Here is a 25981-nt window from a genome sequence, read left to right on the forward strand (position 1 = left end):
GACGTTGCGGAGACGATCATGCCTTCGAGTTCCCGCCGGATCAACTGTCTATATCTGCACAGGGGGGCTTGCAGTCCTGCACAGATTCGCGCCCTTCGGGACCCAAAGCCGGCCGGATGCCCACCGATCGCGCCCGGCCCTGCACCCCGTCAGCAGCGAACCGGCACCGCCCCGCCAGCTTGATCCCGGCGGGGTTTTCGCCAAAGACTGCTCGAAACACGTCGCGAAGGGGGAATCACCCGTGACAGACTCGGCTGACAATCGCCTGCAAGCCCGTAACGACTTGGCATGGGCGATCGCCGTCGGCGGCATCGGCGTGGTGCTGTTCGCTGCCCTGCTGACCTTCGCCTGGCATTTCGCCGCGACGCTGTTCCTGCTGTTCGCAGGCATGCTGCTCGGGGTCGCCCTCAATGCGATGACCACCCTGCTCGGCCGGCTGACCAAGCTGCCCCACGCGTTGCGGCTAGCGATCGTCTGCCTGGCGATGGCCGGGCTGCTGTCCGGCATCGTGTTCCTCGGCGGCACCACGATCGCGCAGCAGGCCACGGTGCTGAGCAACACGATCAAATCGCAGCTCGGCAGCGTCAAGGACTTCCTCGAACAGCACGGGGTCGATACCAGCTATCTCGATTTCACCAATGCCGCGGGCGAGGCGAAGGGCGAAGGCACCGCCGTGACGACAACGACGACGACACCCCCGCGCCGTCCCAGTCCCATGGCATCCCCGGCGCCGGTGCGCTGGCCTCAAGCGGCGGCGCCATCATCAGCCAGACGCTGAAGGTGCTGCTCGGCACCGTCAGCGTCGTCGGCAACTTCTTCATCGTGCTGTTTCTCGGGCTCGCCTTCGCGGCCCAGCCCAGCATCTACCGCGCCGGGCTGCTGTTCATCGCGCCGGCGAAGTACCGCGCGCAGGCGACCGTCATCGTCGACCGCATCGGCGAGACGCTGGAGCGCTGGCTGATCGCGCAGATCATCACGATGATGGCGGTGTTCCTCGTCACCTGGATCGGGCTTGCCATCATCGGCATTCCGAGCTCGTTCATCCTCGGCATCCAGGCCGGCCTGCTCGCCTTCATTCCGACCGTCGGCGCGATCCTCGGCGGGCTGATCGTGGTGCTGGCGAGCCTTGCGACCGGATGGATCGCGGCGCTGTCGGCCTTCATCCTGTTCCTCGGCGTCCACGCGCTGGAAAGCTACGTGCTGACACCGATCATCCAGCGCCAGGCGCTCGACATCCCGCCGGCCACGCTGTTCGCGTTCCAGATCCTGCTCGGCGTCGTGTTCGGCATCTGGGGGCTGGCGCTGGCGCTGCCGCTGATGGCTATCGCCAAGGTGATGATCGACCACTTCAAGACGGAGGATCCGGCCCGGGCCGCTTAGAGCGTTTTCAAGCGAAGTGGGCACCGGTTCGCGTGAAGAAAACGCGTCAAAACAAAAATCAAGCACGTCAGGAGAGCAGCAGCACCGTTCCCGCGACCATCAGCATCACGCCGGCCAGCATCACCATCGGCCAGCGACTCTTCGGCGGCTGGTATCGCCCCTGCGCGCGCCGTTCGGCAATCAGCGCGGTCTCGTATTCGTGGGAGTCCGAGAACAGGCAGGCGAAACCGCTGCGCGCCGAAACCGCGTCGGCTTCGAGCGACATCAGGGCTGACTGCGGATTGCGGGTGCGGATCGACTCCATGCCCGAAAGCATGGGATCGAATGGTTAACCACTCGTTACCGCATTCATGCCCGGACGCTCGCCGGCCTTTGCCGCGCCGAAGCCGGCAGGCCCGCGGTCTTGCGCCGCCAGTTCTCCAGCGAGAGCGGCAATTCTTCCGCCGCCTCGACGCGGTTGCGGCCGCCGCGCTTGGCCTGGTAGAGCGCGGTGTCTGCCGAGGCCAACAGCACCTCGAGCTCGGTGCCGGCGGGGCCGCCGGCGACGCCGATGCTGACCGTGGTGTCGACCGCGCCTTCCTCGCAGTTGATGTTGCTGTTCTCGAAGGCTTCGCGCACGCGCTCGGCGACCAGCACCCCCTCCTCCAGCGAGCACGGCAGCAGCGCCGCAAATTCCTCGCCGCCGATCCGCCCCGACAGATCGCTGATCCTGAGACTGTTGACCACGACGGCGGAGAACAGCTTCAGGATCTCGTCACCCGCGGGATGGCCGAAGCGGTCGTTGATCGACTTGAAGTGATCGATGTCGAAGATCATCACGGTGACCGGCCGGCCAGCAACGGACTCGCGCTCGATCACCCGGGCGCAGGCCTCGGTGAAGCCGCGGCGGTTGAGCATGCCGCTCAAGGGATCGATCGACGCAGCCGTCTTGTGCACGGCTACCGCGCGGTCCGACACCATCATGAAGATCACGAACACCGTACCGATCGCGTACAGCACGAGTTCGATCGAAAACAGCGTGACCCAAAAGCTGGAGACGAAATTCTGGCCGTTCAATCGCAGCAGGTCGCCGACCAGGATCGGCAGCATCAGGACGCAACCGTGCGCGACCGGGATGACGATCGCAAGCCAGCGCCGCTGCATCGCGCGGCGGCGCTCGCTCCACAGTTCGGAGGCGGTCAGCGCGGCGTAGATCGCGACGATCCCGGCGCCGATCGTCAGGCGCATCGCAGGATCCTCAACCGTCGTCACCGCCCCGATCCATGCGATCGGGCCGAGCACGAGGCCCAGCAGATTGGCCTTGCGGCCGTGGAAAATGCGCGCGGCATTCCAGACTAGGCCGCAGGCGGCGAAACCGATCGCATTGAGGCCCAGCAGAACCATCGGATCGAGGGTCGAACTGCCGACCGTCCAGACCGCGACCGAGGCCGCGCCGAGCAGATAGGCGGTGCCCCACCATTTCAGCGCGGAAATGTTCTCCTGCCTGCCGAACAACCACAGCATGGCGCCGAGCATGCCCGCGACCATGGTGGCGAACAAATAAAGTGTCGATGGATCGAACGACATGAACTCACCCCAGCCCGGTGTGATGCAACGTTCGCAGGCGCAAATAAATACGGTGATGCAGCGCCACTGCGAGCCCGCAAGCTAGAAGGTGCGAGTTCCAATTTCGTTTGCACGCACACGCAAGTTTTCATGAAAAACTGCGCTAATTCGCGGAAGCACGGCCGGTTGGACGCAGCAAAAAGGGCGCCTCGCGGCGCCCTTTGCAACTCGATGCCCGCGGCAATTGCCGCGAATTTTAGAACTCGAATTAGCGCTTCGAGAACTGGAAGGACTTGCGGGCCTTCGCCTTGCCGTACTTCTTGCGCTCGACCGAGCGGCTGTCGCGGGTCAGGAAGCCGCCCTTCTTGAGGACGCCGCGCAACTCGGGCTCGAAGTTGGTCAGCGCCTTTGAGATGCCGTGTCGGACAGCACCAGCCTGGCCGGAGAGACCGCCGCCGGCGACGGTGCAGATCACGTCGTACTGGCCGTTGCGGGCGGCAGCGACCAGCGGCTGCTGGATCATCATGCGCAGCACCGGGCGGGCAAAGTAGACTTCGAACTCGCGGGTGTTGACCGAGATCTTGCCGGAGCCCGGCTTGACCCAGACGCGGGCGACCGCGTCCTTGCGCTTGCCGGTGGCGTAGGCGCGGTTGTACTTGTCGACCTTCTTGACGTATTTCGGCGCGTCGGGCGCGGCCGGCTTGACCTGCGAGAGCTGGTCGAGGGACTGCAACGTATCGGACATTATGCGGCCCTCGTGTTCTTGCGATTCAGGGAAGCGATATCGACCTTCTCGGGGCTCTGCGCTTCATGCGGATGATCGGCACCCGGATAGACGCGCAGATTGCCCATCTGCATGCGGCCGAGCGGACCGCGCGGGATCATGCGCTCGATCGCCTTCTCGACGACGCGCTCGGGAAAGCGACCCTCGAGGATCTGCTTTGCGGTGCGCTCCTTGATGCCACCGATGAAGCCGGTGTGCTTGTAGTAGGTCTTCTGGTCGCGCTTGCGACCGGTCAGCACCACATGCGCGGCGTTGACGATGATGACGTTGTCGCCGCAATCGACATGCGGGGTGTAGGTGGGCAGGTGTTTGCCGCGCAGGCGCATCGCGACGAGCGTGGCGAGACGACCGACGACCAGACCCTTGGCGTCGATCACGACCCACTTCTTCGTCACTTCGGCGGGCTTGGCCGAGAACGTGCTCATGTGTGAAATCCGTGAAAAAGAAATCGGCGCCGTATGCGCCGAACTGGGCAGCTTTCTAGAGAAGCCGCGATCGCGCGTCAACGCCCACGCGCTCAAATTACATCAGAAAAAACAACGGCTTGCAAATATGGTACAATAATACCGTAGAAAAGCCTATTGATTTGGAATGGAATAGGTCGCCGTGACATGGGCTATCGGATCGGGAGACGAGCCGGACAGCAGGTTGACCTCGCCGACCGCGAGCCGCTTGCCGAGCTTGAGTAGCCTCGCCACCGCGAGCACGTCCTGCCCCGGCTGGCCCTTGCGCAGGAAGTTGATGTTGAGGTTGGTGGTCACGGCAAGGCCGACCGGTCCGATCGCCGACAGCAGCACCACGTACATCGCGAAATCTGCCAGGCCCATCAGGGTCGGCCCGGACACCGTACCGCCCGGCCGCAGCATGCGCTCGCTAAAGCGCTGGCGCAGCAGGGCGGTCTCGCCGTCGGCGCTTTCGATCCGGACATCGTCGTGGACGAACGCCTGCGGGAATTCCCTCCGCAGGAACTCTTCCACCTCAGCCACGCTCATTTTCGCAGTCGCCATGCCGTCCCTGCCCTCGCTTCAGCCTGCCTGTTACATTAAGTTGTCACAGAGACCAAAGTGGAATTTCACCATGTCCGCCCAAGCCGCCCGCGCCGAAGCGCCGCAACACCAGCCGATCCTGCTGCGTGAGACCGTCGGCAGTATCGCGCTACTAACGCTCAATCGCCCCGGAGCGCGCAACAGCCTCTCCGAGGGCCTGATCGGCGAGCTGCACGCCGCACTGAACGAGATCAGTGACGACAAGCGCATCCGTGCCGTCGTGCTCGCCGCCAACGGCCCGGCGTTCTGCGCCGGCCACGACCTCAAGGAGCTTACCGGGCGCCGTAGCGATGCCGACCGCGGCCGCGCCTATTTCGCGCAAATCATGAACGCCTGCAGCGCGATGATGCAGGCCATCGTGCGCCTGCCGAAGCCGGTGGTGGCATCCGTCCAGGGCATCGCCACCGCGGCCGGCTGCCAGCTCGTCGCAAGCTGCGACCTCGCGGTCGCCTCCGAAGCGGCGGCGTTCGCGACGCCGGGCGTCGACATCGGGCTGTTCTGCTCGACGCCGATGGTCGCGCTGTCGCGCAACGTGCCGCGCAAGCAGGCGATGGAGATGCTGCTGACCGGAGAGCCGGTCTCGGCGGCAACGGCGCTGGGCATCGGCCTCGTCAACCGCGTGGTATCCGCGGGCACCGAACGCGACGCCGCGATCGCGCTGGCCGAGAAGGTCGCGCTGAAATCGGCCTACACCGTCAAGCTCGGCAAAGAAGCGTTCTATCGCCAGGCCGAGATGAACCTCGCCGACGCCTATCGCTTCGCCGCCGAGGTGATGACCGAGAACATGATGGCGCGCGACGCCGAGGAAGGCATCGGCGCCTTCATCGAGAAGCGCGATCCGAAGTGGCAGGACAAGTGACGACCTGAGGTCGTCATTCCGGGATGGTGCGTTAGCACCAGACCCGGAATCTCGAGATTCCGGGTTCTCGCTGCGCGAGCCCCGGAATGACAAACCCGGAAGAAAAATGAATCACGACGCCTACGACGACAATTACATCCGCAGCATCCTGAACAACGTCAAGACCATCGCGATGGTCGGCGCCTCGCCGGTCAATGTGCGGCCGAGCTATTTCGCATTCAAATATCTGGCGCAGCGCGGCTACGACATGATCCCGGTCAACCCCGGCCATGTCGGCAAGACGCTGATGGGCAAGGCATTCGTCGCCTCGCTTGCGGACATCGATCGCCCGATCGACATGATCGACATCTTCCGCAATTCGAGCCACATCATGCCCGTCGTCGAGGAGGCGCTGAAATTGTCACCGCTGCCGAAGGTGATCTGGATGCAGCTTGGCGCGCGCGACGATGCCGCCGCCGAGAAGGCGGAAGCCGCGGGCCTCAAGGTGGTGATGAACCGCTGCCCGAAGATCGAGTATGGCCGGCTGTCGTCGGAGATCTCGTGGATGGGCGTCAACTCGCGCACGCTGAGTTCCAAGCGCGCGCCGATCCCGACGCAGGGCATGCGGCTGTCGCTCAATCGCACGAGCTTCGGCGGCGGTCAGACTGCGGCATCCGACCGCGCGGCAAAGAACAAAACCGAGACGACCTGACATCGCGGCGGAATAATCGCTGCGATCATCCGGTATAGCGCGGGATGCCCCTCCAGAAACTGGCGATGTGCCCAACTCGCTTGACGGCGGGCGCCGCCGCCATCAGCATGCCGCGCGTTTCGACCAGGCCACAACAGGATACTAAAGAATGACCGATCGCCTTCCGGGATTTTCCACCCTCGCCGTGCACGCCGGCGCGCAGCCTGATCCCACCACCGGCGCGCGGGCGACGCCGATCTACCAGACCACGTCATTCGTCTTCAACGACGCCGACCATGCGGCCTCGCTGTTCGGCCTGCAGGCATTCGGCAACATCTATACCCGCATCGGCAACCCGACCAATGCCGTGCTCGAGGAACGTGTCGCAGCCCTTGAAGGCGGCACCGCGGCGCTCGCCGTCGCCTCCGGGCACGCGGCGCAGCTCGTCGTGCTGCAGCAGCTGTTGAAGCCCGGCGATGAGATCATCGCGGCACGCAAGCTCTATGGTGGCTCGATCAACCAGTTCACGCATGCGTTCAAGGCGTTTGGCTGGAATGTGGCCTGGGCCGATCCCGATGAGATCGAAAGCTTCGAGCGCGCGGTTACGCCGCACACCAAGGCGATCTTCATCGAGTCGATCGCCAACCCGGCCGGCAGCATCACTGATATCGAGGCGATCGCGGCCGTTGCGCGCAAGGCCGGCGTGCCGCTGATCGTCGACAACACGCTGGCCTCGCCCTATCTGATCAAGCCGATCGATCACGGCGCCGACATCGTCGTGCACTCCCTGACCAAGTTTCTCGGCGGTCACGGCAACTCGCTCGGTGGCATCATCGTCGATGCCGGCACCTTCGACTGGTCGAAGGACAACAAATATCCGATGCTGAGCGAGCCGCGCCCGGAATATCACGGCATCCGGATCCAGGAGACCTTCGGCAACTTCGCCTTCGCGATCGCCTGCCGCGTGCTTGGCCTGCGCGACCTCGGCCCCGCGCTGTCGCCGTTCAACGCCTTCATGATCCTGACCGGCATCGAGACGCTGCCGCTGCGCATGCAGAAGCACTGCGACAACGCCAAGGCGGTGGCGGAATTCCTCTCCACCCACCCCGCCGTGTCGGCGGTGAACTATGCCGGCCTGCCCGGCGACAGGTACAACGCCTTGCAGCGCAAATACGCGCCGAAAGGCGCCGGCGCGGTGTTCACCTTCAGCCTGAAGGGCGGCTATGACGCGGGCGTCAATCTGGTGTCGAACCTGCAGCTGTTCTCGCATCTCGCCAATGTCGGCGACACCCGCTCGCTGGTGATCCATCCGGCCTCCACCACCCACAGCCAGCTCGACGACGCCGCCAAGGTGAAGTCGGGCGCGGCGCCCGAGGTGGTACGGCTTTCGATCGGCATCGAGGACAAGGAAGACCTGATCGCCGACCTCGACCAGGCCCTGCGCGCCTGATCCCGCAATTGTTCCGGAGCGGTGCGCCGCATCGCTCCGGAAGCTTGCCCAAAGCGACGGACCTCCCGTTAACGCTTAATACCGACGGGCCTCTCGTTAACGTTCAATCCGGCTTAAAGTGTCAGTGATAGGCTCCGTTGATTCGGGAGACCATTGATGCTGCGCTGGACATTGCCGCTCGCGATCGCATTATTTGCGATCCCGCCTGCTGACGCCGCCGACGGCCCGGCCGTCGCCAAGAGCGCGACCGTCAAGGCTGCGCGCCAGCTGCCGGCGGGCCTGCCGCGCCGGCATTACGCCTACCGCACCACCATCACATCGCCGACCTATGTGCGGCGCGGACGACAGCTTGTGGTCGTCGAGCAGCCCGTGGTGATCCCGCTCAATTCCGAGCCGTACATCCCGTTCGTGCCCGGCGAACCGCTGCTGCCGGGGTCGTCGTCGCTGCCCGGCTATTACGGCAACTGGCACTCCTACAACTATTTCGGCCCGTATTACGGCGGTGCCTACGTGACCTATTGGGATCGCCTGCCCTACGCCTGCGGCGTCTACGGCTACTGCTAGCGCGGAACGATCGCGTGGCCAGATCGCCGCAGAAATCCAGCGCACCGGCTTCGGGGAACGCGGTGACCGCCGATCTCGTCGCGGTGCTGGTCGCCGTCACCGAGGGCACGCCGAAGATCATGACTATCGCCGGCGGCTCCGCGCTGCCGAGCGGCCCGTTCGAGTTCACCCATCGCTCGCTGCAGACCGCGCTGCGGGCCTGGGTCGAAGCGCAGACCGGCCACCCGCTCGGCTATGTCGAGCAGCTCTACACCTTTGCCGACCGCGGCCGCTCCGGTGATGCCAAGGGGCCGCACAGCGTCTCGATCAGCTATCTCGGCCTGACCCGCGAGGATCGTGTCGGCGAAGGCTTTGAGGCGCACTGGTCCGGCTGGTACGACTACTTCCCTTGGGAGGATCATCGCGCCGGCGCGCCGGCCTTCCTGGCCAAGACGATCGCGCCGAAGCTGAAAACTTGGGCGAAGGCCGCGCCGTCACCGACGCTGCAGCGCGAGCGCTGGCAGCGCTGCGCCATCACCTTTGGCCTCGACGATCGCGACTGGAACGAGGAGCTGGTACTGCAGCGCTATGAGCTGCTCTACGAGGCCGCGCTGATCCCGGAAGCCGGACGCGGGCATGGCCACGAGGCGCCGGTCGTGCCGGGCAAGCCGATGACGGCGGATCATCGCCGCATTCTCGCGACCGGGATCGCGCGGCTGCGCGCCAAGATCAAATACCGTCCGGTGGTATTCGAGCTGATGCCGGCCGAGTTCACCCTGCTGCAACTGCAACGCAGTGTTGAGGCGCTCGCAGGCCGGCTGGTCCACAAACAGAACTTCCGCCGGCTGATCGAGCAGCAGGAACTCGTTGAAGAGACTGGCGCAATGGCCGCCGATACCGTCGGCCGGCCGGCCAAGCTATTCCGCTTCCGCCATGCCGTGCTGGCCGAGCGGGCTGTCGCCGGCACCAAGCTCCCGCTTTCGCGCACTTGACACGCCTTATGCTCAGGATAAGTATAAGCCATCTTATGCTCACGGAGAGTATAAATGGTTGCACTCGATACCGATCTGCTCACCCGCACCGCGCCGCTCTATGAGCGCGTCAAGCGCGTCATCCCGCCGTTCGAATGGGCGACTTTCGCCGAGGACGTCGATGCGATCCTTGCGCTGAAACGCCGCCGCAATGCGGTGGTGCTGGCGCACAACTATCAGACGCCGGAGATCTTCCATGGCGTCGCCGATATCGTCGGCGACAGCCTGTTGCTCGCGCGTGAGGCGACCAAGGTCGATGCCGATGTCATCGTGCTCGCCGGCGTGCATTTCATGGCCGAAACGGCAAAGCTGCTTAATCCGGCCAAGACCGTGCTGATCCCCGACCTCAAAGCCGGCTGCTCGCTGGCGGATTCCATCACGGCGCAGGACGTGCGGCTGATGCGCGCGCGCTATTCGGATGCGCCCGTGGTCGCCTACGTCAACACCTCGACCGCGGTGAAGGCGGAGTCCGACATCTGCTGCACGTCGGGCAATGCGCTAAGGGTCGTTGAATCGCTCGGCGCCGAGCGCGTCATCATGCTCCCTGATGAATATCTGGCGCAGAACATCGCCAGGCAAACCAGCAAGAAGATCATCGCCTGGAAGGGCCACTGCGAGGTGCACGAGCTGTTCACCGCCGATGACGTGCGGCAGCTGCGCGAGAATTACCCCGATGTCACCGTCCTGGCGCATCCGGAATGCCCGCCCGAGGTGGTCGCCGAGGCGGACTTTGCGGGGTCGACGGCGGCGATGCAGTCGTTCGTCGAGACCAAGCGTCCGCCGCGCGTCGTGCTGCTGACGGAATGCTCGATGAGCGACAACATCGCGGCCAGAAATCCCGATGTCGACTTCGTCCGCCCCTGCAATCTCTGTCCGCACATGAAGCGGATCACGCTGAAGAACATCCGTCACGCGCTGGAGACCAACCAGCACGAGGTCACCATCGACCCCGCGATCGCCGATCGCGCGCGCAAGAGTGTCGAAAGGATGCTGGCGATATGAGCATTGATATCTCCGATCTCAACGGCCGCCCGGTGATCATCGGCGGCGGTGCCGCCGGGCTGATGACCGCGCTTCAGCTAGCCCCCGAGCCGGTCGTGCTGCTGTCGAAATCGCCGCTCGGCGCGGAAGCTTCCAGCATGTGGGCTCAGGGCGGCCTTGCCGCACCGGTCGGCGCCGATGACAGCCCTGCCCTGCATCTCGCCGATACGCTCGCGGCCGGCGCCGGCCTTTGCGACGCGGCCGCCGCGAGCCGGATCGTCCACGCCGCGCCCGCAGCCGTCGAGCAGCTGGCGAGGCTCGGCGTCGCCTTCGACCGGCACGCCGACGGCAGCTGGCGCCTCGGGCTCGAGGCCGCACACCGCCGCAACCGCATCGTCCACGCCACTGGCGACGGCACCGGCCGGGAGATCATGCGCGCGCTGATCGCGGCGGTCCGCCAGACGCCGTCGATCACACTGCTGGAAGGCGTCGAGGCGCGCCGGCTGATCATCGAGGACAATGCGGTCAGGGGTGTGCTTGCAGCGAGCGACCGTGGCGCGCTGACGATCGCAACCAACCGCGTGGTGATCGCAACCGGCGGCATCGGCGGGTTGTTCGCCGACAGCACCAATCCCGGCGGATGTTTCGGCCAGGGGCTCGCGCTTGCCGCACATGCCGGCGCAAAACTGTCGGACATCGAGTTCGTCCAGTTTCATCCGACTGCGTTCGACGGGCCGTCGCGCCCGATGCCGCTGCTGACCGAGGCGATCCGCGGCGATGGCGCGGTCTTGATCGACGAGACCGGCCGGCGTTTTATGGCCAATCAGCCCGGCGCCGAGCTTGCGCCACGCGATATCGTCGCGCGCGCCGTGTGGCGCCACCGCGCCGCGGGACATCGCACCTTCCTCGACGCGCGCGAACATCCGGGCGCGGAGTTTACCCAGCGCTATCCCGTGATCAGCGCGTTCTGCAAGATGGCCGGCATCGATCCCGCGCATGATCCGATCCCGATCCGGCCGGCGGTTCACTACCACATGGGCGGCATCACGGTTGACGGTTTTGGCCGCAGCACGGTGCAGGGCCTGTGGGCCTGCGGCGAGGCCGCGCGCACCGGGTTGCACGGCGCCAACCGGCTCGCCAGCAACTCGCTGATGGAAGCGATCGTCTGCGCGCGCTGGGTCGCCGAGAGTATCGAAAGCGTGAGTGCGGGCCCGCGCGCCATGCTGCGCGACGATGCGATGCCACAGGCTTCCGATCCTTCTGCCGTGCGACCGATCCTCACCCAAGGCCTCGGTGTGCTGCGCGACCGCGACGGGATCGCCCGCGCGATCCGCAGCCTCTATCCACTCGCATGCGGTCACAGTGCGGCGTCCGATGCAGCATTGGTCGGATTGATGGTCGCGGTTGCCGCCATCCGGCGTGAGGAAAGCCGCGGCGGCCATTTCCGCAGCGATTTCCCGCACACTGCTGCGTCGGCCGTTCCGTCGTCCCTTACCCGCGCCGATGCACTCGCCGCCGCGCGCGACATCGTCGAATCCACGCCATTTGCCAGGAGTGCCCTGTCATGACCCTCAATCCCCTGTTGCCGCTGATCTATGAGCCGATCGTGCAGACTGCGCTGCGCGAGGATCTCGGCCGCGCCGGCGATATCACCGCGGACGCGATCGTGCCGGCCGGCCAGCAGGCGCGGCTGGTGATGCGCGCGCGGCAGCCCGGCGTGATCGCCGGGCTCGACGTCGCGCGGTCAGCCTTCCAGACGGTATCGCCGGCCATCACGCTGCGCGCCGAACGGCCCGATGGCAGCGCGGTCGAACCCGACCAGGTCATCGCGATCATCGACGGCCCGGCCCGCAGCCTGCTCACCGCCGAGCGGACCGCGCTCAACTTCCTCTGCCATCTGAGCGGTGTCGCCACTGCAACCGCCACGCTGGTCAAGGCCGTGGCGGGCACCCGCGCGCAGATCGTCTGCACCCGCAAGACCACGCCGGGACTGCGGGCGCTGGAGAAATATGCGGTGCGCGCCGGCGGCGGCGGCAATCACCGCTTCGGCCTCGACGATGCCGTGCTGATCAAGGACAACCACATCGCGCTCGCCGGCGGCATCCGCACCGCGATCGAGCGCGCCAAGGCCAATGCCGGCCATCTCGTCAAGATCGAGGTCGAGGTCGACACGCTGTCGCAGCTCGAGGAGGCGCTGACGCTCGGCGTCGACGCGGTGCTGCTCGACAACATGACGACCGAGCAGCTCAGCCAGGCGGTGGACATGGCGCGCGGCAAAGCGATCACCGAAGCCTCCGGCCGCATCACGGCGGCGACGGCCGCGGCGATTGCCGCCACCGGCGTCGATTTGATCTCGGTCGGCTGGGTGACCCACAGCTCGGCCGCGCTCGATATCGGGCTCGACTATCTCTCCTGATCGATCAACCGGGCTGGCCGACCGCAACGAGGGTCGGCTGGTCCCGCTCGGTCCGGCGCGCGGCGAAGCGCTCGGCCTGCAGCACCGCGAGCGTCAGCACGACGATGGCGACGGCCTGGTGCGTCAGCGCCAGATCGATCGGCACCTGATGCAGCAGCGTCAGGATGCCAAGCGTCGCCTGCAGCGTGATCGCCGCCACCAGCCACCAGGCCCCCGCGATGACAGCGCCGCCGGCGCGCGCGCGCATGGCATCGATCGCATGTGCGATCGCCAGCGCGAACAGCAGATAGGCGGTCATGCGATGCTCGAACTGCACCGTCAGCGTGTTGTCGAACAGATTGCGCCACCACGGTGTCTCGAACCAAAGCCGGTCAGCCGACGGAATGAAGCCGCCGTCGATGTCGGGCCAGGTATTATAAACCCTGCCCGCGCGCAGCCCCGCGACCAGCGCGCCGAAATAGAGCTGCACGAAGGTCAGCACGAGCAGCACCGCGCTCGTGAGCTTCAGCCTGAGCGGCGCGATCACGGCCGGACGGTCGGTCAGGCGCCGCAGCGTCCAGACGATCGCCGCGAAGATCAGCAGCGCCAGCACCAGATGCGTCGCCAGCCGATACTGCGATACTTCGATGCGTTCCGAGAGGCCGGACGCGACCATCCACCAGCCGACGCCGCCCTGCAGCGCGCCGAGGCCGAAAATTACCCACAGCCGCCTGCCGAGCTCGCCGCTCACCGCGCCGCGCCACAAGAAATACAGGAACGGCAGCAGATAGGCCGCGCCGATCACGCGGCCAAGCAGCCGGTGACTCCACTCCCACCAGAAGATCGTCTTGAATTGCTCGAGCGTCATCCCGGCGTTGAGTTCGCGATATTGCGGGATCCTCTTGTAGCCCTCGAAAGCCTGGGTCCACTGCGCCTCGGTCAGCGGCGGCAGCGTGCCGGTCACCGGCTTCCATTCGACAATCGACAGGCCGGACTCCGTGAGCCGGGTGGCGCCGCCGACCAAGACCATCAGGGCGATCAGGGCGGCCACCGCGACCAGCCAGACCCTGACGGCGCGGAGCTGCGATGTCTTTGCGGAAATACCGGCCATTTCGCCCTGACTTGATTGGATTTTCGGGCCCCTTATAGTCCGCCGCGCCCGCGGCGCAAGCGCCGCCCGGAGCCTCGTTCCGATCAAGCCGGAAGGAAGCTCCAGAATGTTGTTTTGACGCGTTTTCTTTGCGCAGCCGGTGCCCGCTTCGCGCGAAAACGCCCTGGATCACGAGTTGCAAATATCCGCCATGGCCATACGCACCCGCAAACTGCTCGGAACCATCTTCCTGCTGATCCTGGTGGTGGTGTGGTCGCTGCTGGGCATGACGGTCGCCCAGACGCCGTGGCTTGCCAATTCGGGGCTGCTGCAGGCGATCTTCTACGTCGTCGCCGGCCTCGGCTGGGTGCTGCCGGCGATGCCGATCGTCGCCTGGATGTCGCGGCCCGATCGCGCCTAAAGCATGATCCGGAAAAGTGCGAAGCGGTTTTCCGAAAAGATCATGCTCAAACAAGGAGCTAAAGCGCGATGGCGATTCAACCTAATCTCATCGCGCTTTAGGTAGCGTTCTGGTCGCGCGCACTGCGCGTCGGCCGTACCGGCGCGAACATCACACCCGACAGCAACACCCGCATCATCCGCAATGAGCGCACGCGGCCGTCCCATGCGATGCGCGGCAGCGCGTGGAGGTTGGTGCGCCGCTGCGCCTCGACGACCCCTGGTATGGTCGACACCGCGCTGGCAAAGCCGGCCTCCTCGGCCATCACGACATGCGGACGGCCGAATGCATCGCGGTCCCCGAACGGGAATGCGAAATGCCTGACCTGCCGCCCAAGCGCGCTCTCGGCCACCGCGTTGCCCATCGCCATCTCGCGCTGCGCGTCGGCATCCCTGAGGCTTGACAGTGCCGGATAGTTCACGGTGGCGCTGCCGAACGTCACGTTTGGATCGGCGGCAAGCTTCGCCAGATCCTGCCAGTCGAGTGACGCATTGCGTGACAATTGGGCCGCGTCGGCCGAATAGCGCCTGGCGAGATCGTTCAGCGCGTACGACAGGTCCGACGGCGGCAGCTTGCGCAGCCAGCCGGACAGGAAATCGAACAGCTCGTATTTGTCCGACAGCGTCGAGACCGCGAAGTGCCGTTCCCTGCCGTCGACCATGAGGCCGATGCGGCTCTCGCGGGCGATGATGTCCTCGAGCGCCAGCCACCACGCCGCGCCCACACCATCCGGGAAAGCCGTCGGCAGATACAGGGTGAAGGGGACGCGGTGCCTCATGAGCACCGGCCAGGCATGGGTGACGATGTCCTTGCTGGCGCCGTCAAAGGTCAGGCAGGCAAAGCGCCGGCGCTCCGGCAAGGTCACCGCGCGGCGGCAAGCCTCGTCGATTCCGACGATGTCATACTGCCAGCGTTTCAGCGCGCGGATCGTGCGATCGAGGAAAGCCGGCGTGATCTCCTGGGACTTCAGCGGCTGAAACCGGCCGCGTCGCGCGGGACGAACGCGGGCGAAGCGCAGGATCACCCCGGCGCCGCCGCTCTCGCGTTCCCGCAGCTTGAAGACGCCACTGAAATACGCGAGCTCCATTCGGGCCCGTCGTAAAATCCCGCTGTCCGGCGCCAAGATCCCCGTCCTTGTCAGGCGGTTCCCGCACACCGCCACGGCATTGTTATTACTCTTTGTTGACATTTCCCTGCGAAGGTCGGCCCAGCCGAGAACTGTAAATTAATACCTAAAAAAATTTGGGTTCCGAGATGACCATGGCGGCGGCAATCGAAGGCCAGACGGCTGAGACGCGGGCGTGGCCTAACGCAATCCGCGTTGCCGGCGTCGACATCTTTCATGATCTCACCGCGGCCGAGGCCACCTGGCGCAGCTTCGAGACATCGCAGCACAGCTACACGCCCTATCAGCGGTTCGATTTCCTCGCCAGCTGGCAGCGCCAGGTCGGCGAGCGCGAGGGCCTGCGGCCCTTCATCGTCGTCGCGCATGACAGCGAACGCCGGCCGCTGCTGCTGTTGCCGCTCGCAATCGAGTCCCGCCTCGGCGCGAACTGTGCGAGCTTCATGGGCGGCAAGCACGCAACCTTCAACATGGCGCTGTGCGAGAGGGATTTCGCCGCTAACGCGACGGAAGCCGATATCGCGGCTCTGATCGAATCGATCACCGAACGCTCCCGCGCCGACGCGCTCGTGCTCTGCCAGCAGCCGCTGCGCTGGCAGGACCTGCCGAATCCGCTGGCGCTGCTGCCGCACCAGCCTTCGGTCAACGACTGCCCGGTGCTGGCGATCGAGCCCGGCGCGGCGCCCGCGGCGCTGATCAGCAACTCGTTCCGCCGCCGCCTCAAGGGCAAGGAACGCAAGCTGCAGGCGCTGCCCGGCTACCGCTATTACGTCGCGAGCGAGAGCGCCGATGTCTGCCGCCTGCTCGACTGGTTCTTCCGCGTCAAGCCGCAGCGCATGGCGGAGCAGAAGCTGCCGAACGTGTTCGCCGAGCCGGGCATCGAGCCGTTCATTCGTGCCGCCTGCCTCGCGCCGCGCGCCGACGGCAACGGCTATGCGATCGACATCCACGCGCTGGAGTGCGACGAAGAAGTGATCGCGATCTTCGCCGGCGTGTCCGACGGTCATCGCTTCTCGATGATGTTCAACACCTACACGATGTCGGCCAATTCCAAGTTCAGCCCCGGCCTGATCCTGATGCGCGATATCATCGATCGCCATGCCGGTCTGAACTACCGCGCTCTGGATCTCGGCATCGGCTCGGACGAGTACAAGCGGCTGTTCTGCAAGGACGATGAAGCCGTTGTCGACAGCTTCATTCCGCTCAGCCTGCGCGGCAAGCCGGCGGCCAGTGCGCTGTCGGCCATCAATCGCGCCAAGCGCGCTGTGAAGCAAAATCCGGCGCTGTTCGAGATTGCCCAGAACCTGCGCAGCATGTTCCGCTGAGCACTCAGCTCGCCGCGTCGTCCTGCTCTGCGCCGACACTCGGTACGCCGAGCCGCTTCATCGCGTCGAACAACAATGCCGCGGCGGGTGACAGCGCACGCTTGCGCAACTTGATCAGGCCGTAATTCTCCAACAACAGCCTGTCGCGCAGGCGCAGCACCTTGAACCGCTGCGGATCGACCAGATCGAACACCAGCATGGGGACCGGCACGATCGCGTCGATGCCCGCGGCAATTCCGACCGAGGCGAAAAACGACTCGGTGTTGATGACCCGACGTGGCGGCGTCACGCCACGGCTCATGAACAGCCTCTCGAGCGCCTGGCGCATGAAGGATTCGCGCGGCTGGCAGATCCATTGCTGGTCGGCCATGTCCTCCAGCTCGACCGTCTCGCGGCCGGCCAACGGATGCTCCGCACGAACGAGCAGCACCGCCTCCTCCGCGCCGATCTCGTAATAGTCGAATTGCCGGGGATCGATGCCGGCGGGAATCCGGGCGACGACGAAATCGAACTCGAGCGCCAGCAGACGTGAGATCAATGGCGGACTGGTGCTGACGTCGAGCGAGATGTTCACCCGATGCAGCTTCTCGCCAAGATACTGGATCACGTCGACGACGAGATCGATGCTCGGCTTGGCGACTGTACCAACGGACACGGTGCCGAGCTCACCGGATTTGTAGCCCGCGAACTCGTCGGTGACCTGGTCGAGATCGGCCAGCACGCTTTTGCCGCCACGGATCAGGATCGACCCATAGGCCGTCGGTTCGACGCCGCGCGCGGTGCGCTCGAACAAGGGAACCCGCGCCAGCGCCTCGATTTCGGCGAGCATCTTCGATGCCGCGGACTGGGTGATGTTCAACCGCTCGGCGGCGAGCTGCAACTTTCGCTCATTGTCGAGAGCGACCAGCAGGCGCAGCTGGCGCAGTTTCAGATTATTGATCACGGCCCGCCACCATTCTGCCCGGAAGAACCTTTTTCGTTCCGATTAAACCGGAACGGGCTCCAGATCTGCTTGGACGCGTTTTCTTGAGCGAACCGGCAGCCACTTCGCTGGAAAATGCTCCAGGGTTCCCGCGCTTATACCGCGGTGCATCATGAAAGTTTCGCCGTGGCTCCATTCCCAAATGCCATTAGTCACGCGGCCGTCGATTACACAACAATGAATGGGACTTGCAAGGGCAACGCGACGAACCGCTGCGGGTGCGCCAGATGCCGCCCCGAACAGCGCAGTGATCGTCTGCCGAATCGAAAAACAGGAAGGGACGGGAACGATGAGCGACGATGTCGAGAAGCGCGCGATCGGGAAGATGATGCGGCGGCTGATTCCGTTCCTCATCCTGTGTTACTTCGTGGCCTATCTCGATCGCGTCAATGTCGGCTTCGCCAAGCTGCACATGAACGCGGCGCTCGGCCTCAGCGAGGCCGCCTACGGGCTCGGCGCCGGCCTGTTCTTCATCGGCTACTTCTTCTTCGAGGTGCCCTCCAACATCCTGCTGGAGCGGTTCGGTGCACGGCGCTGGATTGCCCGCATCATGATCAGCTGGGGCATCGTCTCGGCCGCATTTGCCTTCATCCCGCAGATGTCAGCGGCGAGCGGCCTGTCGAGCGAATGGATCTTCTACTTCCTGCGCCTCCTGCTCGGCGCCTGCGAAGCCGGCTTCTTCCCCGGCATCATCTTCTATCTGACGCTCTGGTTCCCGTCGGTGTACCGCGCGCGCGTCATCAGCCTGTTCATGCTGGCGATCCCGATCTCGAGCATCATCGGGGCGCCGATCTCGGGATTGCTGCTCAACCTGTCGGGCGCCGGCCTGACCGGATGGCAGTGGCTGTTCGTTTGCGAGGCATTGCCGTCGGTCCTGGTCGGCTTCGCTGTCCTGACCTTCCTGCCGGACTTTCCGCGCCAGGCAAGCTGGCTGCAGCCCGACGAGGTCAAGTGGATCCAGACCACGCTTGAGCGCGAGCGGCAGCAAACCGAGGCCGTGGAGCACATTTCCGTTCTGCAGTCGCTCACCGACTCGCGGGTCCTTGCCTGCGCCTTCGTGTATTTCTGCCTCAACGCGGCAAGCTACGGCGTCGCATTCTTCCTGCCCACCATCATCAAGGCGTTTGGCGTCACCGACACCCAGACCGGCTTGATCGCGGCCCTGCCCTTCGTGTTCGGCGCGGTCGGCATGGTGCTGCTCGGCCGCCATTCCGACAAGACCGGCGAGCGGCGATACCATGTCGCCGGCGCACTGACGCTCGCCGCCGTCGGCATCGGCCTTGCCGGGCTGGTGTCGAATCCGGTGCTGATCGTCGCCCTGCTCTGCCTTGCGCAGATCGGCGTGTCAGCCGTGCCGCCGATGTTCTGGCCGATGCCGGCCGGCATCCTGACCGGCGCCTCGGCGGCGGCAGGCATTGCCGCGATCAACTCGCTCGGCAACCTGTCAGGCTTCGCCGGCCCATTCGCCGTCGGCTATCTGAAGGACCTGACCGGCAGCTTCACGGCGGGCCTGCTGCTGCTCGCCGTGATGGGACTGATCGGCGCGCTGGTCACGATCAGGCTGCGGATCGATCCGGTGCTCGAGCGAACCGCGCGCGAACCGATGATGGCGCACTAGGCACCGGGCGCCTGCACCGGAAGGGAACGGCGCCTGTAATGCCCGTCACCTGCCGGCGGCCGCCTTGCTCGCGGCCGCCTTCGCGATCTCACGGATGCAGGCGATGAATATCTCGGCGGTCGGGCCCAGGGTGCGGCCCTTCAGCGTGACGATCGCCGCCGAGACGGCGGCCGCCCGCGGAAGCTGAACCGGAAGCACCTTCAGCCCGAGATCGCCGCCGGCAAACTGCGCGACCGAGCCCGGCAGCATGGTGATGAAGCGGCCGGTTGCGGCGAGCCGGCAGCACAAATGAAGCGACAGCGGGCAGAGGGGCGGTGCAGGATCTCCTGAAGGGCGAGATCGCGTCGGCGGTGATGCCGATCGACAGCCTGCTGGGCCAGGTCCAATCCGGACAGCTTCGCGCTCTGGCGACGACCGGTCCCAGCCGTCTCAAATCTCTTCCCGATGTGCCGACGGTGGCGGAAGCCGGTTACCCTGGGCTTCAGGACGTGACCTGGTTCGGCATCTTCCTGCCGGCAAAGACGCCCGCGGCAATTGTCGCGCAACTCAACAGCGCGATCCAGGCGTCATTGCGCACCGACGAGGTCAAATCCGGCATGGCCAAACTGTCGGTCGACGTCGACGCAATCGCGATGAATAACTTTGCGCAACTGCTCGCCACCGAATGCGATCGCTGGAAAGGGATCGTGCGGGCGACCGGATTTACCCCGACGGGCTGACGGTGGCGCTCAGGCGGCGACCACCCGCGGGCCCCTCGCGACCGCTTCCGACGCCGCGCAGGGCTTGCTCAGCATCGTCACCTCGGCGAAGCCGACCGCCCTGAGCTGCTCGACCATCGAGTGGCGGGCATCCTGCGCCATGGCGGCGTCGGGCACGACGACCGCCTGCGCCTTCGCGGTCAGCAGTTCGGCCGGCAGGTCGACGGCCGAACCGGCGTCGAGCAGCACGTGGTCGTAGACCCTGAGCAGCGCATCGATCGCAAGGGCGAGCCGCGGCGATTGCAGATGCGAGCGATCGAAGCCCGGACGCCCGGCGCTGACGATCTGAACACGCGACTGCCGATCCTTGGTGATGATCTGCGCGAAGGTCGCCTCGCCCTGCATCAGCTCGGCAAGGCCCGGCGCCCCGGGATCGACGGTCGCCGACGTCAACACCGGCGAGGACGCGACGAGATCGACGACGACGACCTTGACCTGGCGCGCCATCAGACGCGCCAGCGTCAGGGCGGTCAGCGTAACGCTATCAGCCGCAGCCGGGCCGAGCACGGTGACCTTGTGGGCGGCGGGACCGGCGGCGACGAGGCGCTCGGCGAGCTCATCGATCTCGTCGGCGGTCTGGGCTGACTCAGGCGGCGCCGGAGGTTCATAGGCAGCCGCAGGCTCCAGCGGCAGTTCGGGCTCCACCGCCGGCCTCGGCGCGACCGGCGATGCGAGCGCGGGTTCAGGCGGCAGCGCCGGCGCGGGCTGGTCCACGGTTGCGGCATCCATGACCGGCTCGCGGCGCCTGATCACGGCGGCCGCCGGCGCGAAGGCGCGGCCAACCGCACCGGGCGCGGAGATGCGCAGCAGCTCGCCGGTGATGATGATGCCGGACGACAGCAGCAGCGTCGCCAGCGTCGCGATCAGCACGATCGGCAGCTTCTTCGGATAGGCCGGCGTATTCGAAACCGAGGCGCGCGAGATGATGCGACCGTCGGTCGGCGCGGCCTCGATGTTCTCGCGCGCCGTCGCCTCGCGATACTTGGCGAGATAGGCCTCCAGCAGGTCGCGCTGCGCCTTGGCTTCGCGCTCCAGCCCGCGCAGTTGCACGTCCTGGCTATTGCTAGACGATGCCTGCCTCTTCGACTGGTCCAGGCTCGCCTGCAACGCCATGACACGGCCATCGGCGACGCGGGCGTCATTGTCCAGCGAGCGCGAAACCTTGCCGGCTTCCTCGCGCAATTGCCGGTCGAGATCGGCGATCTGCGCCTTCAATTCCTTGATGCGCGGATGGTTGTCGAGCAGCGTCGACGACTGCTCGGCAAGCTGCGCGCGCAGCGTGCCGCGCTGTTCGGCCAGCCGGCGGATCAGCTCGGAATTGAGGACCTCGGAAGCCTCGATCGGCTTGCCGCCCTGAAGCATCTCCCGGATCAGCCGCGCCTTGGTCTCGGCATCCGCCTTCAGCGCGCGGGCATTGTTGAGCTGCGTGTTCAGCTCACCCATCTGCTGGTTCGACAGCGGGATGTTGTTGGTGCCGACGAACAGGCTCGACTTCGAGCGGAATTCCTCGACGCGCGAATCCGCGTCCGCGACCTTGGTGCGCAGCTTGTCGATCTCGCCGAGCAGCCATGTGCTGGCGGATTTGGCCTGGTCCTGTCGCGCGGCCTGCTGCAGCACGAGATAACCGTCGGCAATCGAGTTGGCGACGCGCGCCGCAAGCTCGGGATCTTCCGACTGGAACTCGATCACCATGACCCGCGACTTGTCGACCGCAAAAGCCTGGAAGCGCTCGTAATATGAATCAAGCACCCGTTCTTCCGGCGTCAGGCTGAACGGATCACGGCCGATGCCGAACAGCGCCAGCAGCGACTTCAGCGGCGAAAAGCCGCGCAGCACCGGATCAAACTCCGGACGCTCGGCCAGCTTGTTCTTCTTGATGATGTCGCGCGCGAGATCGCGCGACAGCAGCAGCTGCACCTGACTCGTCACCGCCTCGGCGTCGAGCGAGGTGCGTTCCAGGTCGCGCTCGCCGTTCGGACGCAGGAAGGCGTTCTCGCGATTATCGATCAGGATTCGCGCTTCCGACTTGTAGCGCGGCGTCACGATGTTGACCGCGGCAAGCGACAACGCGAACACCAGCACCGTCGGCACAATGATCCAGCCGCGCTTGCGCGCCAGCGCGCGGCCGAGCACGTGCAGGTCGAGATCGGCCGTCTCCGCCGGACGGGCCGGCTTGTCAGGAGCAGGCTTGTCAGGAGCAGGCTTGGGCGCAGCCGGCTTCACGACAGCTTCGTCGGCGACGGGCGCAGACTTCGGCAACGCCCGTTGCACGACGGCCTTATCCTTGCCTCTACGCCAGAATGCAAAACGCATAACGAACCCCCGCGGACACCGCGACTCCATCTCAATGGGGCGATTACAGTCCATTAAGGTTGCCGCTGGGTTAATCGGTGGGGTTGACGGGCATGGTCGCCACCACTCGCCCCGTCATTCTTTGTTAACCATGAGTGCCGTTAATCGGGGCCGATCTTGTCTCGGGATTCCTCACATGCGCGATCTGCGCGCTCCCCTTATTTGCCTGGTCACTGCGCTCGCGCTGTCGGGCTGCGTGGGCCGAACGTCGCCGGTCGCCAGCGACCCCGGCCTCGATTCGATGGCGTATGCTGCGCCCGCGGCCTATGCCGATCCCGCGCCGACGCGCGAGGGCTATAATCTCGGCCCCGGCGACAAGCTCCGCGTTGTGGTCTATGGCCAGGAAGGGCTGACCAACGCCTATGCGATCGACGCCGCCGGCGCGATCACCATGCCGCTGATCGGCTCGGTGCCGGCGCGCGGCCGCACCCCTGCCCGGCTTGCCGCCGAGATCACTGCTCGGCTGCGCAACGGCTACATCCGCGAGCCGTCGGTCTCGGTCGAGATCGAGGCCTACCGGCCGTTCTTCATCCTCGGCGAAGTCCAGGCCCCCGGCCAATATCCCTATGTGCCCAACATGACGGTCGAAAGCGCGGTCGCGATCGCCGGCGGCTTCTCGCCGCGCGCCAGGCGCGACGAGGTCACCCTCACCCACACCGATGCATCCGGCGCAGGCCGCTTCGTTGCTCCGCTGGGCACGCCCATCGGCCCGGGTGACACCGTGTTCGTCGGCGAGCGCTGGTTCTGATCGATGGCGCAGGATCAAACCCAGCAACCGCCACTTCGCATCCTGCACGTGGTGCGTGCCCCGGTCGGCGGCATCATTCGTCACATCCTCGACGTCGCCAACGGCCAGATCGAACGCGGCCACCATGTCGGCATCGTCGCCGACAGCCTGACCGGCGGCGCGCGGGCCGATGCGGCGCTTGCCGAGATCGAGCCGCGGCTCAAGCTCGGCGTCCACCGCGTGGCGATCCGCCGCGAGCCGCGCTTCGCCGACTTCATGGTCTGGACCCACATCGCCGGCCTGATCCGCAAGCTGAAACCCGATGTCGTCCACGGCCATGGCGCCAAGGCCGGCGCCTATGTCCGGCTGCGGCGGCGCTCGAGCAAGGTGATCCGGGTCTACACGCCGCACGGCGGCTCGCTGCACTACCCGCTCGACACCTGGAAGGGCCGCTTCTACAGCCAGCTCGAGCGCACCCTGATGAACAGCACCGACCTGTTCCTGTTCGAGAGCGCGTTTGCCCGCGACACCTATCAGCGCACCGTCGGCAAGCCGGCAGGCCTCGTGCGCTGCGTGTTCAACGGCGTCACCGCGGAGGAATTCGAACCGGTCCCCCGCGCCGACGATGCCGCCGATGTGGCCTATGTCGGCGAGTTCCGGCGCATCAAGGGCGCCGATCTCCTGATCGACGCGGTGGCGAAGCTGCGCGCCGAGGGCAAGCCGGTGACGTTGACGCTCGGCGGCGACGGCGAGGAATTCGAGCGCCTCAAGGAGCAGGTGAAGCGGCTGTCGCTCGGTGAGGCCGTCCGTTTCATCGGTCACGTCAAGGCGCGCTTTGGCTTTTCGAAGGGCAGCCTGCTCGTGGTGCCCTCGCGCGGCGATTCGATGCCCTATGTGGTGATCGAGGCGGGCGCGGCCGGCGTTCCGATGATCGCGGCCGATGTCGGCGGCATCCCCGAGATCTTCGATACCCACACCGACGCCCTGTTCGCGCCGAGCAATGCCGGAGCGATGGCCGACGCGATCAAGGCCGCGCTCGACGATCCCGCCGCGACCGCGGCGCGCGCCGAGCGACTGCGCGAACGGATTTCGGAACATTTCTCGCAAAGCGCGATGGTCGAGGGTGTGCTGGCCGGCTATCGCGACGCATTTGCCAAACGTTAACCACTTCTTGCACACGTAACCGTTTCTTCCGATTTGTCCCTTTAAGTCACGTCCGGGGGAATTTTCGTGCTGCGCGCGGATGCCCATCTGCATGCGCAGGAATGGACGTGGACTCGTGGAACCGTTTAACGCACGCTCGATGCTGGATGCCGCTGCGCCTGCGACGGCCGCTCAGCCGCAGATCGAACGGCGCCGGCGCCTCTCGCCGGCCGCGCTCGCCGTTACCAACCAGAAGGTTCGCGGCGCCTACTCGCCGGTCGTGATCGCCGGCGTGGTTCGCCTCGCCGACTTCGTGCTGCTCAGCCTGGTCGGCGTCGGGCTCTATCTCGCCTATGTCAGGCCGCTCGCCGGCGGCGGCATTCACTGGGGATACATCGCATCGATCCTCGGCATGTCGGCTGCCGCCGTGGTCTGCTTCCAGGCCGCCGATATCTACCAGGTGCAGATCTTCCGCGGCCAGCTTCGCCAGATGACGCGCATGATCTCGTCATGGACCGTCGTGTTCCTGCTGTTCATCGGCATCTCCTTCCTGGTCAAGCTCGGCGGCGAGGTCTCGCGGGTCTGGCTGTCGTCGTTCTTCTGCGTCGGCCTTGCGGTGCTGATCGCCGAACGGCTGCTGCTGCGATCGATGGTACGCGCCTGGGCGCATGACGGCCGGCTCGACCGCCGCACCATCATCGTCGGAGCCGACCATAATGGCGAGCAGCTGATCGAGGCGCTGAACGCCGAGGACGATTCCGACATCCATGTGCTCGGCGTGTTCGACGACCGCAATGACGATCGCGCCACTAATACCTGCGCCGGCTCACCGAAACTCGGCAAGATCGACGACATCGTCGAATTCGCCCGCCGCACCCGCGTCGATCTCGTGCTGTTCGCGCTGCCGATCTCGGCGGAGACCCGCATTCTGGAAATGCTGAAGAAGCTGTGGGTGCTGCCGGTCGACATCCGCCTGTCGGCCCATACCAACAAGCTGCGCTTCCACCCCCGTTCCTATTCCTATATCGGCAAGGTGCCGACGCTCGATATGTTCGAGGCGCCGATCACCGACTGGGATCTGGTGCTGAAATGGCTGTTCGACCGCGTGGTCGGCGGTCTGGCCCTGCTTGCGGCGCTGCCGGTGTTGGGACTGGTGGCGCTCGCGGTGAAACTCGACAGCCCCGGCCCGGTGCTGTTCCGCCAGAAGCGCTTCGGCTTCAACAACGAGCGGATCGACGTTTACAAATTCCGCTCGCTCTACCACCACCAGGCCGACCCCAACGCCTCCAAGGTGGTGACCAAGAACGATCCGCGCGTGACCCGCGTCGGCCGCTTCATCCGCAAGACCTCGCTCGACGAATTGCCGCAACTGTTCAACGTGGTGCTGAAGGGCAATCTGTCGCTGGTCGGCCCGCGCCCGCACGCCGTGCAGAGCAAGCTGGAGAACCGCCTGTTCGACGAGGCGGTCGACGGCTACTTCGCTCGCCACCGCGTCAAGCCCGGCATCACCGGCTGGGCGCAGATCAACGGCTGGCGCGGCGAGGTCGACACTGACGAGAAGATCCAGAAGCGCGTCGAATACGACCTCTATTACATCGAGAACTGGTCGGTGCTGTTCGACCTCTACATCCTGCTCAAGACCCCGTTCTCGCTGCTGACCAAGAGCGAGAACGCGTACTGAGAATTCAGCCGATTGCCGTCGTTGCGCGCGCAATGACA

25 protein-coding genes and 1 pseudogene are annotated in these 25981 nt (G+C 65.6%); 16 read left to right on the plus strand and 10 right to left on the minus strand.

What is annotated here, in order from left to right; all coding sequences use genetic code 11:
* Nucleotides 1-241 precede the first annotated feature (241 nt).
* Nucleotides 242-1380: pseudogene (locus tag ACVWY5_RS18635) on the plus strand (AI-2E family transporter).
* Between the two features lie 67 nt (nucleotides 1381-1447).
* Here ACVWY5_RS18635 and ACVWY5_RS18640 read toward each other — a convergent pair.
* The 5 genes from ACVWY5_RS18640 to ACVWY5_RS18660 all read right to left on the minus strand — a co-directional run bounded on the left by ACVWY5_RS18640 (nucleotide 1448) and on the right by ACVWY5_RS18660 (nucleotide 4716).
* Nucleotides 1448-1684, minus strand: coding sequence for a hypothetical protein (locus tag ACVWY5_RS18640; RefSeq protein WP_028333932.1), 237 nt, complete (start codon nucleotides 1682-1684; stop codon nucleotides 1448-1450).
* Nucleotides 1685-1728: 44 nt separating this feature from the next.
* Nucleotides 1729-2946: a GGDEF domain-containing protein gene (locus tag ACVWY5_RS18645; protein WP_028333931.1), complete on the minus strand. Its 1218-nt coding sequence runs from the start codon at nucleotides 2944-2946 to the stop codon at nucleotides 1729-1731.
* A gap of 247 nt (nucleotides 2947-3193) precedes the next feature.
* Complete coding sequence (gene rpsI / locus ACVWY5_RS18650; RefSeq protein WP_028333930.1) at nucleotides 3194-3670, minus strand: 30S ribosomal protein S9; 477 nt, start codon at nucleotides 3668-3670, stop codon at nucleotides 3194-3196.
* Nucleotides 3670-4134, minus strand: a complete 465-nt coding sequence (gene rplM / locus ACVWY5_RS18655) for a 50S ribosomal protein L13 (protein ID WP_016840522.1) — start codon at nucleotides 4132-4134, stop codon at nucleotides 3670-3672. The genes rpsI and rplM overlap by 1 nt, the downstream gene beginning before the upstream one ends.
* 153 nt (nucleotides 4135-4287) lie before the next feature.
* Nucleotides 4288-4716: a PaaI family thioesterase gene (locus ACVWY5_RS18660; protein WP_028333929.1), complete on the minus strand. Its 429-nt coding sequence runs from the start codon at nucleotides 4714-4716 to the stop codon at nucleotides 4288-4290.
* Between the two features lie 70 nt (nucleotides 4717-4786).
* Here ACVWY5_RS18660 and ACVWY5_RS18665 point away from each other — a divergent pair, with 70 nt between their 5' ends.
* From ACVWY5_RS18665 to nadC, 8 genes are all read left to right on the plus strand, one after another.
* Nucleotides 4787-5614 carry an enoyl-CoA hydratase gene (locus ACVWY5_RS18665; RefSeq protein ID WP_028333928.1) on the plus strand — a complete coding sequence of 276 codons (828 nt, stop codon included), beginning with the start codon at nucleotides 4787-4789 and terminating at the stop codon, nucleotides 5612-5614.
* A 106-nt stretch (nucleotides 5615-5720) separates the two neighbouring features.
* A complete protein-coding gene (locus ACVWY5_RS18670) occupies nucleotides 5721-6305 on the plus strand; it encodes a CoA-binding protein (RefSeq protein ID WP_028333927.1) in 585 nt (194 codons plus the stop codon).
* A gap of 148 nt (nucleotides 6306-6453) precedes the next feature.
* The gene (locus ACVWY5_RS18675) at nucleotides 6454-7734 is read left to right on the plus strand and encodes an O-acetylhomoserine aminocarboxypropyltransferase (protein WP_028333926.1); all 1281 of its coding nucleotides are present in this window, start codon (nucleotides 6454-6456) and stop codon (nucleotides 7732-7734) included.
* A gap of 156 nt (nucleotides 7735-7890) precedes the next feature.
* Nucleotides 7891-8298 carry a hypothetical protein gene (locus ACVWY5_RS18680; protein ID WP_028333925.1) on the plus strand — a complete coding sequence of 136 codons (408 nt, stop codon included), beginning with the start codon at nucleotides 7891-7893 and terminating at the stop codon, nucleotides 8296-8298.
* A gap of 14 nt (nucleotides 8299-8312) precedes the next feature.
* On the plus strand, nucleotides 8313-9269 hold the full coding sequence (locus ACVWY5_RS18685) for an NUDIX hydrolase (RefSeq protein ID WP_028333924.1): 957 nt from the start codon (nucleotides 8313-8315) through the stop codon (nucleotides 9267-9269).
* Between the two features lie 54 nt (nucleotides 9270-9323).
* On the plus strand, nucleotides 9324-10310 hold the full coding sequence (gene nadA / locus ACVWY5_RS18690) for a quinolinate synthase NadA (RefSeq protein WP_028333923.1): 987 nt from the start codon (nucleotides 9324-9326) through the stop codon (nucleotides 10308-10310).
* Nucleotides 10307-11857, plus strand: a complete 1551-nt coding sequence (locus tag ACVWY5_RS18695; protein ID WP_028333922.1) for an L-aspartate oxidase — start codon at nucleotides 10307-10309, stop codon at nucleotides 11855-11857. Before nadA ends, ACVWY5_RS18695 begins: the two co-directional genes overlap by 4 nt.
* The gene (gene nadC, locus ACVWY5_RS18700) at nucleotides 11854-12705 is read left to right on the plus strand and encodes a carboxylating nicotinate-nucleotide diphosphorylase (protein WP_028352123.1); all 852 of its coding nucleotides are present in this window, start codon (nucleotides 11854-11856) and stop codon (nucleotides 12703-12705) included. The genes ACVWY5_RS18695 and nadC overlap by 4 nt, the downstream gene beginning before the upstream one ends.
* 4 nt (nucleotides 12706-12709) lie before the next feature.
* Here the strand turns inward: nadC and ACVWY5_RS18705 are convergent, their stop codons facing one another.
* Entirely contained in the window at nucleotides 12710-13795 is a 1086-nt protein-coding gene (locus ACVWY5_RS18705) for a COX15/CtaA family protein (protein WP_028333920.1), read from the minus strand.
* 190 nt (nucleotides 13796-13985) lie between these two features.
* On the opposite strand from ACVWY5_RS18705, the gene ACVWY5_RS18710 reads away from it, so the two are divergent.
* Nucleotides 13986-14195 (plus strand): DUF2842 domain-containing protein, encoded by a 210-nt coding sequence (locus tag ACVWY5_RS18710; RefSeq protein WP_016844954.1) that lies wholly within the window; start codon nucleotides 13986-13988, stop codon nucleotides 14193-14195.
* 97 nt (nucleotides 14196-14292) lie between these two features.
* Here ACVWY5_RS18710 and ACVWY5_RS18715 read toward each other — a convergent pair whose 3' ends face one another.
* Entirely contained in the window at nucleotides 14293-15321 is a 1029-nt protein-coding gene (locus ACVWY5_RS18715; protein ID WP_038377423.1) for a polysaccharide deacetylase family protein, read from the minus strand.
* 167 nt (nucleotides 15322-15488) lie between these two features.
* On the opposite strand from ACVWY5_RS18715, the gene ACVWY5_RS18720 reads away from it, so the two are divergent.
* On the plus strand, nucleotides 15489-16682 hold the full coding sequence (locus ACVWY5_RS18720) for a GNAT family N-acetyltransferase (RefSeq protein ID WP_028333918.1): 1194 nt from the start codon (nucleotides 15489-15491) through the stop codon (nucleotides 16680-16682).
* Nucleotides 16683-16686: 4 nt separating this feature from the next.
* Here ACVWY5_RS18720 and ACVWY5_RS18725 read toward each other — a convergent pair whose 3' ends face one another.
* Nucleotides 16687-17625 carry a LysR family transcriptional regulator gene (locus tag ACVWY5_RS18725; protein ID WP_028333917.1) on the minus strand — a complete coding sequence of 313 codons (939 nt, stop codon included), beginning with the start codon at nucleotides 17623-17625 and terminating at the stop codon, nucleotides 16687-16689.
* A 328-nt stretch (nucleotides 17626-17953) separates the two neighbouring features.
* Here ACVWY5_RS18725 and ACVWY5_RS18730 point away from each other — a divergent pair, with 328 nt between their 5' ends.
* Entirely contained in the window at nucleotides 17954-19282 is a 1329-nt protein-coding gene (locus tag ACVWY5_RS18730; RefSeq protein ID WP_028333916.1) for an MFS transporter, read from the plus strand.
* 45 nt (nucleotides 19283-19327) lie between these two features.
* Here the strand turns inward: ACVWY5_RS18730 and ACVWY5_RS18735 are convergent, their stop codons facing one another.
* Nucleotides 19328-19570, minus strand: coding sequence for a type 2 periplasmic-binding domain-containing protein (locus ACVWY5_RS18735; protein WP_050384915.1), 243 nt, complete (start codon nucleotides 19568-19570; stop codon nucleotides 19328-19330).
* 26 nt (nucleotides 19571-19596) lie between these two features.
* Between ACVWY5_RS18735 and ACVWY5_RS18740 the strand changes: the two genes are divergently transcribed.
* Entirely contained in the window at nucleotides 19597-20001 is a 405-nt protein-coding gene (locus ACVWY5_RS18740) for a Bug family tripartite tricarboxylate transporter substrate binding protein (RefSeq protein WP_456671683.1), read from the plus strand.
* A 9-nt stretch (nucleotides 20002-20010) separates the two neighbouring features.
* Here the strand turns inward: ACVWY5_RS18740 and ACVWY5_RS18745 are convergent, their stop codons facing one another.
* Nucleotides 20011-22353 (minus strand): exopolysaccharide transport family protein, encoded by a 2343-nt coding sequence (locus ACVWY5_RS18745; RefSeq protein WP_028333914.1) that lies wholly within the window; start codon nucleotides 22351-22353, stop codon nucleotides 20011-20013.
* A gap of 175 nt (nucleotides 22354-22528) precedes the next feature.
* On the opposite strand from ACVWY5_RS18745, the gene ACVWY5_RS18750 reads away from it, so the two are divergent.
* The 3 genes from ACVWY5_RS18750 (at nucleotide 22529) to ACVWY5_RS18760 (ending at nucleotide 25943) form a co-directional block, all read left to right on the plus strand.
* On the plus strand, nucleotides 22529-23140 hold the full coding sequence (locus tag ACVWY5_RS18750) for a polysaccharide biosynthesis/export family protein (RefSeq protein WP_028333913.1): 612 nt from the start codon (nucleotides 22529-22531) through the stop codon (nucleotides 23138-23140).
* Between the two features lie 3 nt (nucleotides 23141-23143).
* Nucleotides 23144-24283 carry a glycosyltransferase family 4 protein gene (locus ACVWY5_RS18755; protein ID WP_028333912.1) on the plus strand — a complete coding sequence of 380 codons (1140 nt, stop codon included), beginning with the start codon at nucleotides 23144-23146 and terminating at the stop codon, nucleotides 24281-24283.
* A 115-nt stretch (nucleotides 24284-24398) separates the two neighbouring features.
* On the plus strand, nucleotides 24399-25943 hold the full coding sequence (locus tag ACVWY5_RS18760) for an undecaprenyl-phosphate glucose phosphotransferase (protein ID WP_028333911.1): 1545 nt from the start codon (nucleotides 24399-24401) through the stop codon (nucleotides 25941-25943).
* Nucleotides 25944-25981: the final 38 nt, after the last annotated feature.

The organism is Bradyrhizobium sp. USDA 3256 (assembly GCF_054058275.1).

Bases quoted from the DNA above. Each gene is read 5' to 3' on its own strand.
- ACVWY5_RS18640 (WP_028333932.1), bottom strand. From the start codon at position 1,684: ATGGAGTCGATCCGCACCCGCAATCCGCAGTCAGCCCTGATGTCGCTC.
- ACVWY5_RS18645 (WP_028333931.1), bottom strand. From the start codon at position 2,946: ATGTCGTTCGATCCATCGACACTTTATTTGTTCGCCACCATGGTCGCG.
- rpsI (WP_028333930.1), bottom strand. From the start codon at position 3,670: ATGTCCGATACGTTGCAGTCCCTCGACCAGCTCTCGCAGGTCAAGCCG.
- rplM (WP_016840522.1), bottom strand. From the start codon at position 4,134: ATGAGCACGTTCTCGGCCAAGCCCGCCGAAGTGACGAAGAAGTGGGTC.
- ACVWY5_RS18660 (WP_028333929.1), bottom strand. From the start codon at position 4,716: ATGGCGACTGCGAAAATGAGCGTGGCTGAGGTGGAAGAGTTCCTGCGG.
- ACVWY5_RS18665 (WP_028333928.1), top strand. From the start codon at position 4,787: ATGTCCGCCCAAGCCGCCCGCGCCGAAGCGCCGCAACACCAGCCGATC.
- ACVWY5_RS18670 (WP_028333927.1), top strand. From the start codon at position 5,721: ATGAATCACGACGCCTACGACGACAATTACATCCGCAGCATCCTGAAC.
- ACVWY5_RS18675 (WP_028333926.1), top strand. From the start codon at position 6,454: ATGACCGATCGCCTTCCGGGATTTTCCACCCTCGCCGTGCACGCCGGC.
- ACVWY5_RS18680 (WP_028333925.1), top strand. From the start codon at position 7,891: ATGCTGCGCTGGACATTGCCGCTCGCGATCGCATTATTTGCGATCCCG.
- nadA (WP_028333923.1), top strand. From the start codon at position 9,324: ATGGTTGCACTCGATACCGATCTGCTCACCCGCACCGCGCCGCTCTAT.
- ACVWY5_RS18695 (WP_028333922.1), top strand. From the start codon at position 10,307: ATGAGCATTGATATCTCCGATCTCAACGGCCGCCCGGTGATCATCGGC.
- nadC (WP_028352123.1), top strand. From the start codon at position 11,854: ATGACCCTCAATCCCCTGTTGCCGCTGATCTATGAGCCGATCGTGCAG.
- ACVWY5_RS18705 (WP_028333920.1), bottom strand. From the start codon at position 13,795: ATGGCCGGTATTTCCGCAAAGACATCGCAGCTCCGCGCCGTCAGGGTC.
- ACVWY5_RS18710 (WP_016844954.1), top strand. From the start codon at position 13,986: ATGGCCATACGCACCCGCAAACTGCTCGGAACCATCTTCCTGCTGATC.
- ACVWY5_RS18715 (WP_038377423.1), bottom strand. From the start codon at position 15,321: ATGGAGCTCGCGTATTTCAGTGGCGTCTTCAAGCTGCGGGAACGCGAG.
- ACVWY5_RS18720 (WP_028333918.1), top strand. From the start codon at position 15,489: ATGACCATGGCGGCGGCAATCGAAGGCCAGACGGCTGAGACGCGGGCG.
- ACVWY5_RS18730 (WP_028333916.1), top strand. From the start codon at position 17,954: ATGAGCGACGATGTCGAGAAGCGCGCGATCGGGAAGATGATGCGGCGG.
- ACVWY5_RS18745 (WP_028333914.1), bottom strand. From the start codon at position 22,353: ATGCGTTTTGCATTCTGGCGTAGAGGCAAGGATAAGGCCGTCGTGCAA.
- ACVWY5_RS18750 (WP_028333913.1), top strand. From the start codon at position 22,529: ATGCGCGATCTGCGCGCTCCCCTTATTTGCCTGGTCACTGCGCTCGCG.
- ACVWY5_RS18755 (WP_028333912.1), top strand. From the start codon at position 23,144: ATGGCGCAGGATCAAACCCAGCAACCGCCACTTCGCATCCTGCACGTG.